Origin of the sequence: Streptomyces sp. NPDC088387 (genome assembly GCF_044753385.1) — a bacterium.
In the GTDB taxonomy this organism is placed as follows: Bacteria; Actinomycetota; Actinomycetes; order Streptomycetales; family Streptomycetaceae; genus Streptomyces.
The window spans coordinates 296,922-311,254 of the sequence record NZ_JBIVNC010000003.1; the positions used below are offsets into that span (position 1 = coordinate 296,922).

The 14,333-nt window shown below is 68.3% G+C and carries 13 protein-coding genes and 1 tRNA gene; 8 read left to right on the forward strand and 6 right to left on the reverse strand.

What is annotated here, in order from left to right:
• Window positions 1–3: 3 nt before the first annotated feature.
• From ACIQAC_RS09525 to ACIQAC_RS09550, 6 genes are read left to right on the forward strand one after another with little or no spacing between them, the layout of a single operon-like run.
• Window positions 4–783: a DUF881 domain-containing protein gene (locus ACIQAC_RS09525; RefSeq protein ID WP_402188628.1), complete on the forward strand. Its 780-nt coding sequence runs from the start codon at window positions 4–6 to the stop codon at window positions 781–783.
• 21 nt (window positions 784–804) lie between these two features.
• Window positions 805–1,500: a class E sortase gene (locus ACIQAC_RS09530; RefSeq protein WP_402188629.1), complete on the forward strand. Its 696-nt coding sequence runs from the start codon at window positions 805–807 to the stop codon at window positions 1,498–1,500.
• A 17-nt stretch (window positions 1,501–1,517) separates the two neighbouring features.
• The gene (locus ACIQAC_RS09535) at window positions 1,518–1,715 is read left to right on the forward strand and encodes a hypothetical protein (protein WP_402189331.1); all 198 of its coding nucleotides are present in this window, start codon (window positions 1,518–1,520) and stop codon (window positions 1,713–1,715) included.
• Entirely contained in the window at window positions 1,712–2,350 is a 639-nt protein-coding gene (locus tag ACIQAC_RS09540) for an aminodeoxychorismate/anthranilate synthase component II (RefSeq protein WP_402188631.1), read from the forward strand. Before ACIQAC_RS09535 ends, ACIQAC_RS09540 begins: the two co-directional genes overlap by 4 nt.
• Window positions 2,347–3,723 carry a class E sortase gene (locus ACIQAC_RS09545; RefSeq protein WP_402188632.1) on the forward strand — a complete coding sequence of 459 codons (1,377 nt, stop codon included), beginning with the start codon at window positions 2,347–2,349 and terminating at the stop codon, window positions 3,721–3,723. The genes ACIQAC_RS09540 and ACIQAC_RS09545 overlap by 4 nt, the downstream gene beginning before the upstream one ends.
• A 21-nt stretch (window positions 3,724–3,744) precedes the next feature.
• Window positions 3,745–4,500: a class E sortase gene (locus ACIQAC_RS09550; RefSeq protein WP_402188634.1), complete on the forward strand. Its 756-nt coding sequence runs from the start codon at window positions 3,745–3,747 to the stop codon at window positions 4,498–4,500.
• An 80-nt stretch (window positions 4,501–4,580) separates the two neighbouring features.
• Here the strand turns inward: ACIQAC_RS09550 and pknB are convergent, their stop codons facing one another.
• The 6 genes from pknB to ACIQAC_RS09580 form a co-directional block, all read right to left on the reverse strand.
• A complete protein-coding gene (pknB, locus tag ACIQAC_RS09555; RefSeq protein ID WP_402188636.1) occupies window positions 4,581–6,572 on the reverse strand; it encodes a Stk1 family PASTA domain-containing Ser/Thr kinase in 1,992 nt (663 codons plus the stop codon).
• Between the two features lie 171 nt (window positions 6,573–6,743).
• The gene (locus tag ACIQAC_RS09560; RefSeq protein WP_402188638.1) at window positions 6,744–8,213 is read right to left on the reverse strand and encodes a peptidoglycan D,D-transpeptidase FtsI family protein; all 1,470 of its coding nucleotides are present in this window, start codon (window positions 8,211–8,213) and stop codon (window positions 6,744–6,746) included.
• A complete protein-coding gene (locus ACIQAC_RS09565) occupies window positions 8,210–9,649 on the reverse strand; it encodes an FtsW/RodA/SpoVE family cell cycle protein (RefSeq protein ID WP_402188640.1) in 1,440 nt (479 codons plus the stop codon). The genes ACIQAC_RS09560 and ACIQAC_RS09565 overlap by 4 nt, the downstream gene beginning before the upstream one ends.
• Before the next feature lie 27 nt (window positions 9,650–9,676).
• Entirely contained in the window at window positions 9,677–11,239 is a 1,563-nt protein-coding gene (locus tag ACIQAC_RS09570) for a Stp1/IreP family PP2C-type Ser/Thr phosphatase (protein WP_402189284.1), read from the reverse strand.
• 140 nt (window positions 11,240–11,379) lie between these two features.
• Window positions 11,380–11,889, reverse strand: a complete 510-nt coding sequence (locus tag ACIQAC_RS09575) for an FHA domain-containing protein (protein WP_402188641.1) — start codon at window positions 11,887–11,889, stop codon at window positions 11,380–11,382.
• Window positions 11,890–11,899: 10 nt separating this feature from the next.
• Window positions 11,900–12,781: an FhaA domain-containing protein gene (locus ACIQAC_RS09580; protein WP_402188643.1), complete on the reverse strand. Its 882-nt coding sequence runs from the start codon at window positions 12,779–12,781 to the stop codon at window positions 11,900–11,902.
• A gap of 547 nt (window positions 12,782–13,328) precedes the next feature.
• On the opposite strand from ACIQAC_RS09580, the gene ACIQAC_RS09585 reads away from it, so the two are divergent.
• Window positions 13,329–13,415 (forward strand) — tRNA-Leu (locus ACIQAC_RS09585).
• Between the two features lie 585 nt (window positions 13,416–14,000).
• On the forward strand, window positions 14,001–14,231 hold the full coding sequence (locus ACIQAC_RS09590; protein WP_402188645.1) for a hypothetical protein: 231 nt from the start codon (window positions 14,001–14,003) through the stop codon (window positions 14,229–14,231).
• The last annotated feature ends 102 nt before the right edge of the window (window positions 14,232–14,333 follow it).

The following is a 14,333-nucleotide window of genomic DNA, read 5'->3' on the forward strand; positions in this document are numbered from 1 at the left end:
ACGTTGAGCAATTCTGCCGACTCCCCCGAGACCGGGTCCAGCGCTGCCCGCAAGACCCGTTTCCGACCGGTACGGGTCCTTACGGTCGGCGTCTTCGCTCTCGCCGGACTTATTTTCTTCACCAGCTTCAATACTGCCAAAGGCACCGATATCCGTACGGACGCCTCCTTGCTGAAGCTCTCCGACCTGATCCAGGAACGCAGCGGCGAGAACGGCGAACGGGACGAGTCCAACGCCTCGCTGCGCGAACAGGTCGAATCGCTCGCCGAGCGGGACGACGGCAGCACCAAGGCCGAGGACGACAAGCTGGAGGCCCTGGAGAAGTACGCGGGGACGCAGAAGCTCTCCGGCGAGGCGATCAGCGTCACCCTCAACGACGCCCCGCCCAACGCCACCGCCAAGCTCCCCGGCTACCCCGAGCCGCAGCCCGACTACCTGGTCATCCACCAGCAGGACCTCCAGGCCGTGGTCAACGCCCTCTGGCAGGGCGGCGCCAAGGGCATCAAGGTCATGGACCAGCGGCTGATCTCCACCAGCGCCGTGCGCTGCGTCGGCAACACCCTGATCCTCCAGGGCCGGGTCTACTCACCGCCGTACAAGATCACCGCGGTCGGGGATCCGGAGAAGTTGCAGAAGGCGCTGACCGCGAGCCCCGCGATCCAGAACTACATGGTGTACGTCAACGTGTACGGACTCGGCTGGAAAGTCGAGGAGGACGGGGCGGTGACTCTGCCCGGGTACTCGGGCACAGTGGATCTGCACTACGCCAAGCCCGTGGAGTAAGCGTCTCTTCAGGAGCCGCCGGTGCGCGTTGTCGTCAGAACCGTCAGCGAGCTGTGCATCACCGCCGGCACCGTGATCGTGCTCTTTGTGGTGTACGTGCTGTTCTGGACCGGCGTGAAGGCCGACCATGTGATGGACGACCAGATCGCACGGCTCGAGGACCGGTGGTCGCAGTCGGGTACACGGCCGGCGCCGACGCCGGCGCCGGGTGCCGCGGCGAGCGATCCGCCCGCGCAGAAACCGTACAAAAGCGGCGAACCCTTCGCGATCATGTACATTCCGCGGCTTGGTTTCACGTGGAACAAGCCGGTTCTCGAGGGCACCGCCACCGGAACCCTCAAGAAGGGGCTCGGGCACTACGCCGGGACCGCGCAGCTCGGGGAGAAGGGGAACTTCTCCGTCGCCGGGCACCGGCGCACGTACGGCGACCCCTTCAAAAACTTCCCCGAACTGCGCCGCGGGGACGCGGTGGTGCTCACCGACGGGACCACCTGGTTCACGTACAGGATCGACAAAGGTCCCTACAAGACGGTCCCGACGGATGTGGAGGTGATCGATCCTGTTCCCGAGAAGTCGGGCTACAGCCGCACCGGCCGCTACCTCACGCTGACGACCTGCGATCCCGAGTGGGGGCACAGCCACCGGCTGATCGTCTGGGCGCATCTGGACTCCACCCAGCCCGTGGAGGCCGGGAAACCAGAGGCACTGCGCCGTTAGTCTGGAGCGAGTACGGCGTGAGTCTGGTGCCGTGGGTCAACGGAAGGGACGGCATGTACGGCTGGATCTGGCGGCATCTGCCGGGGAACGCATTGGTGAAACTGCTGCTTTCACTCGTACTTGTCATGGCCGTGGTCTACGTCCTGTTCCAGTACGTGTTTCCGTGGGCCGAACCGCTGCTTCCCTTCAACGACGTGACGGTGGACAACCAGTGAGCGCGCGCATCCTTGTCGTCGACAACTACGACAGCTTCGTCTTCAACCTGGTCCAGTACCTCTACCAGCTCGGCGCCGAGTGCGAGGTGCTGCGCAACGACGAGGTCGGCACCGCCCATGCCCAGGACGGCTTCGACGGCGTCCTGCTCTCCCCCGGCCCCGGTACGCCCGAGCAGGCCGGTGTCTGCGTCGACATGGTCCGGCACTGCGCGTCGACCGGCGTGCCCGTCTTCGGCGTCTGCCTCGGTATGCAGTCGATGCAGGTCGCGTACGGCGGTGTCGTGGACCGCGCGCCGGAGCTGCTGCACGGCAAGACCTCGCTCGTGGAGCACGCGGGCAGGGGCGTCTTCGCCGGACTGCCCTCGCCGTTCACCGCCACCCGGTACCACTCGCTGGCCGCCGAGCCGGCCACCGTCCCGGCCGAGCTGGAGGTCACCGCCCGTACCCACGACGGCATCGTGATGGGCCTGCGCCACCGGGAACTGCCCGTCGAGGGAGTGCAGTTCCACCCCGAGTCGGTCCTGACCGAGCACGGGCACCTGATGCTCGCCAACTGGCTCGTGGAGTGCGGTGACCGGGACGCGGTGGCCAGATCGGTGGGGCTGGCGCCGGTCGTGGGCAGGGCCACGGCGTGACCGCGCTGCGCCCCGAGCGCGAGTCCGACTCCGCCTACGGGGTCGGCGACCGGGGGACCTCGTACGGGCAGGAGCCGTACGGGGTGCCGGGTGCGTTCGAGGGCGCGTACGCGGGCGAGGGTCCGTATGCGGGTGAGGGGCCGTACCCGGGCGAGGGCCCGTATCCGGGTGAGGTTCCGTACCGGGGTGAAGGCCCGTATGCGGGCGAGGACTTCGCGGCAGCGCCGCCCTACGAGGCGCCTCCGGCGCCCGCCCCGTCCGACACACAGGTGCTGCCGCCGATCCACGGAGACCCGGTCCACCAGCGCCCCCCGGTCCAGCAGCACCCGGTCCAGCAGCACCCGTCCCAGCAGCGCCCGACCGGCCGTCGGCGCGCCGGGCAGCCGCAGCCCTCCGCTCCGCCGCGGTCCGTCCCGCAGCCCCCCATCGACGAAGAGACCGTCGCGCTGCGCATACCCGAGCTGCCGGGCGAGCCCATATCCGCCTCTCGCGGTGCCGCCGAGCCGTCGGGGTCCGATACCGCCTCCGGTGGCCGTGCGGCCCGTAGAAAGGCCGCCAAGCGGCGTCATGGGCGCGGTGGTACCCATGGGCACCCCGCCGGTTCCGGCGGAACGGCGGACGACGAGACCGGCGAGGCCGGCGCCGGGTCGGGGGCACCGCTCTCCCGCGTGGAGGCGCGCAAGCTCGCCCGCTCCCGCAAGCCCAGCGCGTCGGTGGTCGCCAGCCGGGCGATCGGTGAGGTGTTCATCACCACCGGCGTCCTGATGCTGCTCTTCGTCACCTACCAGCTGTGGTGGACGAACGTCCGGGCGCACGCGCAGGCCGGCAAGGAGGCCAGCGACCTCCAGGAGGACTGGGCCAACGGCAAGCGCAACCCCGGGACCTTCGAACCCGGCCAGGGCTTCGCCATCCTGCGCATCCCCAAGCTGGACGTGGTCGTGCCGATCGCCGAGGGCACCAGCAACAAGGGTGTGCTCGACAAGGGCATGGTCGGCCACTACGGGGACGGCAAGCTGAAGACGGCGATGCCGGACGCCAAAACGGGGAACTTCGGGCTCGCGGGCCATCGCAACACCCACGGCGAGCCGTTCCGGTACATCAACAAGCTCAGCCCCGGGGATCCGATCGTCGTGGAGACCCAGGACACGTACTACGTCTACAAGATGGCGTCGATCCTGCCGGTGACCCAGCCGAGCAACGTCAGCGTCCTGGATCCCGTACCGGCGCAGTCCGGGTTCAAGGAGCCGGGCCGCTACATCACGCTGACGACCTGTACGCCGGAGTTCACCAGCAAGTACCGGATGATCGTCTGGGGCAAGATGGTCGAGGAGCGGCCGCGCAGCGAGGGCAAGCCGGATGCGCTCGTTGACTAGGACCGGCAAGGGCGGATGACCGTGGCAGCGACCACCGACGACACCGAAGAGCACACCGCGGCGCCCGGCTCCGGGCCGCCGGCGCGGCGCCGGGGACCCGGCCGGATCGCGATGGCGGTCAGCGTCTTCGGTGAACTCCTCATCACGGCCGGGCTGGTGCTCGGCCTCTTCGTCGTCTACTCCCTGTGGTGGACGAACGTCCTCGCCGACCGGAAGGCCGACAAGGAGGGCGACAAGGTCCGCGACCACTGGGCCCAGGAGTCCACCGGTCCCGGCGCGCTGGACACCAAGGACGGCATCGGCTTCCTGCACGTCCCCGCGATGGGCAGGGGCGAGATCCTGGTCGAGAAGGGCACGAACACCGAGCGGCTCAACGACGGTGTCGCCGGCTACTACACCGACCCCGTCAAGGCGACCCTCCCCACCAGCGGCAAGAACGGCAACTTCTCGCTCGCCGCGCACCGCGACGGCCACGGCGCCAAGTTCCACAACATCCACAAGCTGGAGAAGGGCGACCCGATCGTCTTCGAGACGAAGAACGACTGGTACGTCTACAAGGTCTACGCGGTGCTGCCGGAGACCTCGAAGTACAACGTCGACGTCCTCGGCCCGGTCCCCAAGGAGTCCGGCAGGAAGAAGGCCGGCAAGTACATCACCCTGACGACCTGCACCCCCATCTTCACCAGCCGCTACCGCTACGTCGTCTGGGGCGAACTGGAACGCGTCGACAGGGTCGACGCGGCCCGCACCCCACCGAAGGAACTCGGCCGCGGCTGAACCGTCGCCGTACGTGAGTGGGCCCCGCCGGACGGTTCCGGCGGGGCCCACTCATGTGATGCCGTGTTCAGAGGCGGGGATCAGTCGTCGCCGCCGCCTCCGATGAAGCCGCCGTTGCCGCCTCCGTTGTTACCGCCGAGACCGACGGTCTGGAGGGTGATGGTCGTGGCTCCCGGGTCGTCGACCTCGGTGCCGCCGGCGGGGTCCTGGTTGATCACCAGCGCCTGGTCACTCTGATCGCTGCCCTGGGCGAACTGGATGTTGTTGAAGCCCTGGGACTGAAGGGTCTGGCGGGCCTGGGCGACCGTCTGGTTGCGGACGTCCGGGACCTGCTTCTTCTGCTGTTCGAACTTGCCGACCTTCAGGGTGACCGTCGAGCCCGGGTCCACTGACGAGTTGGCCGCCGGGGTGGACTCGATGACCTTGCCGTCCTGGTTCTGGTCCTGTGTCGGCACCTCGGTGCACGTGCCGGTGAGGTCGTTGGCCTCCAGCTGGGCCCGTGCGTCGTCACAGCTCTGGCCCACCACGTTCGGGACCGTGGCCTTCTCGGCCTCCTTGGCGACCGTCAGGGTGATCGTGGAGCCCTTCTCGACCTCGTCGCCGAGGCCGGGGTCCTGCTCCAGGACCGTGTTGGGTTCCTCCGAGGACTCCTTGGTCTCCGTCTTCACGACGAACTGGAACTCGTCGCCCTCCAGCTTCGCCTTCGCGTCGTCGAGGCTGTCGCCGACCACACTCGGTACGACGACCTTGGGCGCCCCGGTCGAGACGACGAGGTTGATCGTCGTGCCCTTGTCGACCTTGGTGCCGCCGGTCGGGTCCTGCGAGCACACGTTGCCCTTGGGCTGGTCCTCGCACGGCTTGTTGCTGACGGAGAGCTGGAGATCGGCGTTGGTCACCTGTTTCCTGGCGTCGTCCTCCGTCTGACCGACGAAGTTCGGCACCGCCACCTGGTCGTTGCTCACCCCGTCGCCGGCGAACACCCACCGGCCGATCAGGATCGCGCCCACCAGCACCAGTACCGCCGCCACCACCAGCAGGATCGTGGAGGTGTTCGACTTCTTCTGGCGGCGCCGGTCGGGGCGGTCGTCGTAGCCGTAACCGCCGTCGTCCGGGTTCATCGGCGGCAGCATCGACGTGGCGCCGGCGTCCGAGGAGCGCAGGGCCGTGGTCGGCTGGTCGTCGGGGTAGCCGCCGTAGCCCACCGCGCCCATGGCGGCCGTGGCCGCCACCGGCTGTCCGTCGAGACAGGCCTCGATGTCGGCGCGCATCTCGTCGGCCGACTGGTAGCGGTAGTTGGGGTCCTTGACCAGGGCCTTCAGGACGATCGCGTCCATCTCCGGAGTGATCTCCGGATCGAAGACGCTCGGGGCCTGCGGCTCCTCCCGTACGTGCTGGTAGGCGACCGCGACCGGTGAGTCACCGATGAACGGTGGCCGGACCGTCAGCAGCTCGTAGAGCAGACAACCCGCCGAGTAGAGGTCGGACCGTGCGTCGACCTGCTCGCCCTTGGCCTGCTCCGGGGAGAGGTACTGGGCGGTGCCGATGACCGCGGAGGTCTGGGTCATCGTCATGCCGGAGTCGCCCATGGCGCGGGCGATGCCGAAGTCCATGACCTTGACCTGGCCGTTGCGCGTCAGCATGACGTTCGCGGGCTTGATGTCGCGGTGCACGATGCCGGCGCGGTGCGAGTACTCCAGGGCCTGGAGGATGCCGATGGTCATCTCCAGCGTGCGCTCGGGCAGCAGCTTGCGGCCGGAGTGCAGCAGTTCGCGGAGTGTGGACCCGTCGACGTACTCCATGACGATGTACGGGATCGAGACCCCGTCGATGTAGTCCTCGCCCGTGTCGTAGACCGCCACGATTGCGGGATGGTTGAGCGAGGCGGCCGACTGGGCCTCCCGGCGGAACCGGGCCTGGAAGGACGGGTCGCGCGCGAGATCCGCGCGCAGCGTCTTCACCGCCACGGTGCGGCCGAGGCGGGTGTCATGCGCGAGGTATACCTCCGCCATGCCACCACGGCCGAGCACATGGCCCAGCTCGTACCGGCCGCCGAGGCGACGCGGCTCTTCCATAAGCTACCTACCAGCCCTCTCCGTCGGTCCCGGCCCGTACGTTCGTACGGGTCGGAGGCTGCCGTCCGGGCCTACCGTACCCGGATGGAATTGTGTGACCTGGCCAAGCCCGTCACCCGATACAGGACCGGTATCGCAACGTGCACCGATGTGAAGGGGACGTGATGGGGGTCACTGCTTGTCGCCGATGACGGCCTCCATCACACTCTTGGCGATCGGGGCCGCGAGGCCGCCGCCGGAGATCTGCTCGCGGTCGGCGTTCTGGTCCTCGACCACCACGGCGACGGCGACCGGCGAACCGGACTCGGTCTTCGCGTAGGAGATGAACCAGGCGTACGGCTTCTCACTGTTCTCGACGCCGTGCTGGGCGGTACCGGTCTTGCCGCCCACCGTGACGCCCGGGATCTGTGCGGCCTTGCCGGTGCCGTCGGTGACCACGGTCTCCATCATCGACTGGAGGATCTGCGCGTTCTCCGAGGACAGCGGCCGGCTCATCTCCTCCGGGTCCGTCTGCTCGATGGTGTCGAGGCTCGGGGCCTGGAGCTTGTCGACCATGTACGGCTTCATCAGCTTGCCGTCGTTGGCGACCGCGGAGGCGACCATCGCCATCTGGAGCGGGGTCGCGGCGGTGTTGAACTGGCCGATGGAGGACAGCGCGGTCTGCGAGGCGTTCATGTCCTCGGAGAAGACCGAGGCGGTGGAGCGAACCGGCACGAACTGCTCGGTGTCGAAGCCGAACTTCTTGGCCGTCTCCAGCATCTTGTCGTTGCCGAGGTCGGAGCCGACCTTGCCGAAGACCGTGTTGCAGGAGTACTGGAGGGCCACCCGCAGCGTCGCGTTCTTGCACGGGATGTTGCCCTCGTTGGGCAGCTCTGTGTTGGTGCCCTCCATGGTCCACGGGTCCGGCGAGTCCGTCTTCTCGTCGGCGTCCTTGTACAGCCCGTGCTCCAGCGCCGCGGCGGCCGTGAGCACCTTGAACGTCGAGCCCGGCGGGTACACCTCGCGCAGCGCCCGGTTCAGCATCGGGTCGTCCGCGTTCTCCTTCTTCTGGAGCTTGCCCCAGGCCTCGGCGTCGTCGTTCGAGTAGCCGGCGAAGGACGACGGGTCGTACGAGGGGTACGAGGCCAGCGCCAGGATCTTGCCCGTGGACGGCTCGATCGCGGCCACCGCGCCCTTGCCGCGCTTGGCGAGACCGTCGTAGGCGGCCTTCTGCGCGGCGGCGTTGAGGGTGGTGACGACGTTGCCGCCCTCCTTCGACTTGCCGGTGAGCATGTCGAGGGTGTTGCGGAAGAACAGCCGGTCGTCGTTGCCGGTGAGGATGCCGTCCTCGATGCTCTCCAGCTGGCTGGCGCCGAACGCCTGCGAGGTGTAGCCGGTGACGGGCGCCCACATGGGGCCGTCCTTGTACGTACGGACGTACTCGAAGTCGCCGCTCTTGGCCTTGCGGAAGCCGGTGATCGCCTTGCCGTCCACGATGATGTTGCCGCGCGGTGACGCGTACCGCTCGATGGCGACCCGGCGGTTCTTCGGGTCGCTCGCCAGTTCGTCGGCCTGCACGTACTGAAGGAAGTTGTCCCTTATCAGCAGGGTGAGGACGAGGAGACCGCAGAAGATCGCGATCCGGCGCAGGGGCTTGTTCATGACGGGCGGACCACCTGGGTCATCTCGGCGTCGGGGTTGGGCGCGGGGGACGGCGCCGGGCGGCGGGCGGTGTCGCTGATCCTGATCAGGATCCCGATCAGCGCCCAGTTGGCGATGACCGAGGAACCGCCGAACGCCAGGAACGGCATCGTCATACCGGTCAGCGGGATGAGGCCCATCACACCGCCGGCGACGACGAAGACCTGGAGCGCGAAGGCGCCGGACAGGCCGATGGCGAGCAGCTTGCCGAACGGGTCACGGGCGGCGAGCGCGGTGCGCACACCCCGCTCCACGATCAGCGCGTAGATCATCAGGATCGCCATCAGGCCGGCCAGGCCCAGCTCCTCGCCGAAGGTGGCGAGGATGAAGTCGGAGTTGGCGGCGAACCGGATCAGGTCGGAGTGGCCCTGGCCGAGGCCGGTGCCCAGGGTGCCGCCGGAGCCGAACGCCCACAGGGCCTGCATCGCCTGCTCGGAGTGGCCGGGTACTTGCTGCTGGCTGAGGGTGTACTCGCGCATCGGGTCGAGCCAGGCGTCGACGCGCTGCTGGATGTGCGGTTCGAACGAGGCCACGCCGACCGCGCCGACCGCGGACATCAGCAGACCGAAGACGATCCAGCTGGTCCGCTCGGTGGCGACGTACAGCATGATGATGAACATTCCGAAGAACAGCAGCGACGTGCCGAGGTCGGTCTCGAAGACCAGGATCAGGATCGAGATCGCCCAGACCACGAGGATCGGACCGAGGTCGCGGCCGCGCGGCAGGTACAGGCCCATGACGCGGCGGCTGGCGAGGGCCAGCGCGTCGCGCTTCACCATCAGGTAGCCGGCGAAGAAGATCGCCAGCACGATCTTCGCGAACTCACCGGGCTGGATGGAGAATCCGGCGACCTGGATCCAGATCTTGGCGCCGTAGATGTTCCGGCCGAGGCCCGGTACCAGGGGCAGCAGCAGCAGGAACACCGCGCCGACCATGGAGATGTACGTGTAGCGCTGGAGGACCCGGTGGTCCTTGAGGAAGATCAGCACCACGATGAAGAGCGCGATGCCCATCGCCGTGTACAGCAGCTGCCGTGGCGCCGCAGTGCCCGCCTGGCCGATGGACTGCAACAGCTTGGACTGGTCGAGCCGCCAGATGACGACGAGCCCCAGCCCGTTCAGCAGCGTGGCCAGCGGCAGCAGCAGCGGATCCGCGTACGGCGCGAACTTGCGTACGACGAGATGGCCCACGCCGGCCAGCAGACCGAGGCCCAGACCGTAGCTCAGCAGGCCGGCCGGTACCTGGTCGTTGATGGCGAGGCCCACGTTGGCGTAGGCGAACACCGGGATCGCGACGGCGAAGACGAGCAGCGCGAGCTCGGTGTTGCGCCGGCTCGGCGCACCGATCGCGCCGATCGTGGACGTGTGCTGCGTCGACGTGTTGGAAGGACTGCTCATCGTGTGACAGGGCCTCTCACGGCTTGCCTACTGCGTACCGCAATTGGAGACGACCTTCTGCTCTTCCTCCGACAGGCTCGGGCCGGGGCTGGGAGTGGTCGCGGGCGGGGACGTTGACTGATCGGTATTCGGAGGCGTGGTCTCCGAAGGATTGGTCGAAGTTGAGGGATTCGGTGTCGGGGTCGCCTTGGACGTGAAGGAGGACGGGACGGTTCCGGTGGTGCCGCCCGCCTCGCCCTCACCGCTCTGCGAGTTCCTGGCGCTCTCGGCGGCCTGCCGCTCGGCCTGCTTCTGGCATGCGGAGGCCTGCACCGCCAGCTCGTCGATCTTCGACTGGGCGTTCTTGAGGTCGCCCTCGGCGATCGTCGCCTCGACCAGCTTCTGCTGGTACGGCGGCAGGTACTTGAGTTCGATCTCGGGGTGGTCCTTCTCGACGTCCGAGAGCGAGACCCAGGCGAGGTCCTGGTTGATGCCCCGGTACAGCGCGACGTGCTCGCCGTTGGTACCGACGTAGTACTGGGTCTGCGTCCAGCGCCAGCCGCCGTAGAGACCGCCGCCCACCACGGCCAGCGCGAGGATCCCGTAGAAGGATCTCTTCAGCCAGCGGCCCTTGCGGGGTTTGACGAAGTCGTCGTCCCCGTAGCCGCCGAAGCCGTCGGTCGGGATGAAGCCGGTGGTGTCGCCGGAGCCGGGCGGGCCGAACTCGCCCCCGCCGCCGCCCTGTCCGGGCACCTGGCGGCCGAGCCCCGAGGCGCGGCCGGCCGGGGTCTGCATGATGCCGTTGTCGTTCAGCTGGTGCTGGTTCTCCGCGACCGCGCCGACGATCACCGGGGCGTCGGACAGCTGCCCGGCGAGGGTGTCGGAGGTGTCCAGGTCGAGGACGTCGGCGATGATCACCGTGATGTTGTCGGGGCCGCCGCCGCGCAGCGCGAGCTGGATCAGCTCGTGCACGGTCTCCTGCGGGCCCTGGTAGCTGGCGAGGGTGTCTTCCAGCGTCTGGTGCGAGACGACGCCGGAGAGGCCGTCGGAGCAGATCAAGTACCGGTCGCCGGCCCGGACTTCACGGATCGACAGGTCCGGCTCGACATGGTCGCCACTGCCCAGCGCGCGCATCAGCAGGGAGCGCTGCGGGTGGGTGGTGGCCTCCTCCTCGGTGATCCGGCCCTCGTCGACGAGGCGTTGCACCCAGGTGTGGTCCTGCGTGATCTGCGTCAGCACACCGTCGCGCAGCAGGTACGCGCGCGAGTCGCCGACGTGTACGAGGCCGAGCCGCCGGCCGGTCCACAGCAGGGCGGTGAGCGTGGTGCCCATACCCTCCAGCTGCGGGTCCTCCTCGACCATGGAGCGCAGCTGGTCGTTGGCCCGCTGTACGGCGGTGCCGAGCGAGGTGAGGATGTCGGAGCCCGGAATGTCGTCGTCGAGCGCGACGATGGTGGAGATGGCCTCGGAGGAGGCGACCTCGCCGGCGGCGGCACCGCCCATGCCGTCGGCGATGGCGAGCAGCCGCGGACCGGCGTAACCGGAGTCCTCGTTGCCCTCCCGGATCATGCCCTTGTGCGATCCGGCGGCGAAGCGCAGTGAAAGGCTCATGCCCACCTCGCCCGTCGGCTCCGGGTACAGCCGGTCGTGTCGAGCCACACTGCCCACCCTCCGGTCGGGAGCGCGCACGGGCCCTGGGTGAGGACCACCGGTGCGTGCTCGCTCCGCTCGCGCTCATTCATGACGTGGCACTACTTCCGCAGCTCGATGACGGTCTTGCCGATCCGGATCGGCGCACCCAGCGGAATCGGCGTGGGGGTCGTCAGCCGCCCACGGTCGAGGTACGTGCCGTTGGTGGAGCCCAGGTCCTCCACGATCCAGTTGCCGTCCCGGTCCGGGTAGATCCTGGCATGGCGGCTGGAGGCGTAGTCGTCGTCCAGCACAATCGTGCTGTCGTGTGCGCGGCCCAGACTGATGGTCTGGCCCTGGAGCGCGACGGTGGTGCCGGTGAGGGTTCCCTCCGTCACCACCAGTTTGGTCGGTGCGTTGCGGCGCGAACGGCCACCGGCCGGTTGCTGGCGTTGCTGTGGGGGCGCCTGGCGGGCCGCTTGCTGCGGCCGGCCTGACTCCCGTCGGGACCCGCGCTGAGTGACGCGCGTACCGAACAGATCGCTGCGGATGACCTGCACGGCCACGATCACGAACAGCCACAGAACGGCCAGAAAACCCAGCCGCATGACCGTGAGGGTCAGCTCTGACATTGCCCCCGGATCACCCTTCGGCTTGCCTGTAGATAACGGTGGTGCTGCCCACGACGATCCGTGAGCCGTCGCGGAGCGTAGCGCGGGTGGTGTGCTGCCCGTCCACCACGATGCCGTTGGTGGACCCGAGATCCTGGATCGTCGAGGGCGTTCCGGTCCGGATCTCGCAGTGCCGGCGGGAGACGCCGGGGTCGTCGATCCGCGCGTCGGCCTCGGTGCTGCGGCCCAGCACGAGCGTCGCGCGGGAGATCTGGTGGCGTGTGCCGTTGATCTCGATCCAGTGTCTGGTGCGCGAGCCCTGTGCGGCGGCCGTGGGCCGCTGCGGGGCCGCGGGCTGCGGGTAGCCGTACCCCCCGGGACGTCCGCCCGCGGGCGGCGGGGAGGGCGGCATGGGGGGAGCGCCGGCCGGCTGGGGCGGGAAGCCCGCGCCGCCGGGGCGCTGTGCGGCGGGGCCGCCGCCGCCCGGTGCGGGCGCGGGCGCCGCGGGGCCGGGGCCGGCGGGGGCCGCCTGGCTGGTGGAGGAGGCGAGCGTACGGCTGCGTACCCGGTAGAGACCGGTGTCCAGGTCGTCCGCCTTCTCCAGGTTGACCTTGATCGGCCCCATGAAGGTGTAGCGCTGCTGCTTCGCGTAGTCGCGCACCATGCCGGCCAGCTCGTCACCGAGCTGTCCGGAGTAGGGGCTGAGCCGCTCGAAGTCCGGCGTGCTCAGCTCCACGATGAAGTCGTTGGGTACGACGGTCCGGTCGCGGTTCCAGATGGTGGCGTTGTTGTCGCACTCGCGCTGTAGCGCGCCCGCGATCTCCACCGGCTGGACCTCGGACTTGAAGACTTTGGCGAAGGTGCCGTTGACCAGACCTTCGAGACGCTGCTCGAACTTCTTCAGGACTCCCATGGGGCACCTCCTCCGTCGTTGCCACTGTGTGTACTGCGCCCGGGAGCACCGCGGGTGGCGCGGTCGCTCCGTCGTTCACTGCCTCTTGTACTGCGGGTATTGCTCTGTGTGTTGCTCTGCTTACCAGTACTGCGTACTTGGTACTGCTTACTGATCGTATCCACGCGCCGCTGAATCGGCTGGTTCCCCCTGTCGGGCCGGTCGAAGGGTTTCGACGCCTCCGACCGTTCCCTGCGAAGGGCCTCTTCGAACTCCCTGTGGGGCGTGGTCCTGCCCATGGATCGTAGAGGCGGCCGTGGACCAGTGTCCCGCACCCGGCTGTGCTCTCCGCCCGGCTCCTGGGGAGACGGCCGCTACCGGTACGAGGTTGATACGTGACGCGGGGTCCCGCGTGACGGGAGGGGCAGGTGCGGCACGGGCTGCGGGGGGTCCGGGGCGGGTCCCCGGCGGCGACAAGGGATGTGAACCCACCCGGTCCCGCGTGCTAATGTTCTGCATGTCGGAAGGCCGCAGCCCCAAGGGGAGAACGCCCGAAGACACACCCAATGCGCGGGTGGCGGAATAGGCAGACGCGCTGGATTCAGGTTCCAGTGCCCGAAAGGGCGTGGGGGTTCAACTCCCCCCTCGCGCACCACGAAGCGTCGACGAGATCGCTTCCGAGCAGTACCGAAGGGTCCTCACCGTAATCACGGTGGGGGCCTTTTTCGTTGCCACCGGGACCGCGAGGGCTGCGACCTCCCCACTGGTGTCACGTCTCTCGTGGTGTGACGTCTCTCTCACCATCCCGGCACCCTCGCCGCCCTCGGTACCGGACGGGTAGTCGGAGGAACGAATCTGCTGGTCAGCGCATGATTCCTTGATCACTCGGGTCGGTGAAGCAGGCCGGTCCGACAGAAGGTGCCCACCGGGTGTCTGTTCACCCACATCATCCGGGGCAGTGGGAAGAAGATCACCTACCAGAACGCCGGCGTCGACTGCGCCTTCGTCGCCGCGCTCAGCACGGGATTCTGCAACTGGCGTATCGACTTCACGTACTCGGACACGAGCAACCGGAGGTACCGGACGTCACGGGGGCGAACCCATCCGGAGTGCAAGGTCGACCCCATGCGGAACAACTCCCCTCAGACCCTGGCTCGTTATGGGAAGGCGTGTGCGCTTCTTCTTGTCAATGGGGTGCGCCGAGTGAGCCAGTGTCACCACATCACTAAGTGAGTTCCTCATGGTTGAGAGGCGGCAGGAGCGGGATCAGGTAGGGGCGGGGCGGCGGCATGCCGGTATCGCCGCGTTCGTTGCGGGGCTCCTCGTGACACTCGCCTTCTTCGCCTTCTTTCCGGGTCTTCCGCATGTCATCGACTGGGGGGCGATCATCGTCGCTCTCCTCATGGGGGCGCTGGCCCGCTGGGTTTGTCAGACCTGGATGGCGAGGGGGAGCAAGGCGAAGAGCAGGTGAGCGGCGCGGCTGGGCAGGGGCGTGGTGTGTGAGAAAGGCCACGGTGGGGTCTGACGTGGGGTGGGGGGCGGTTGTACGGTCGGCACGAGTTGATGTTCGGGT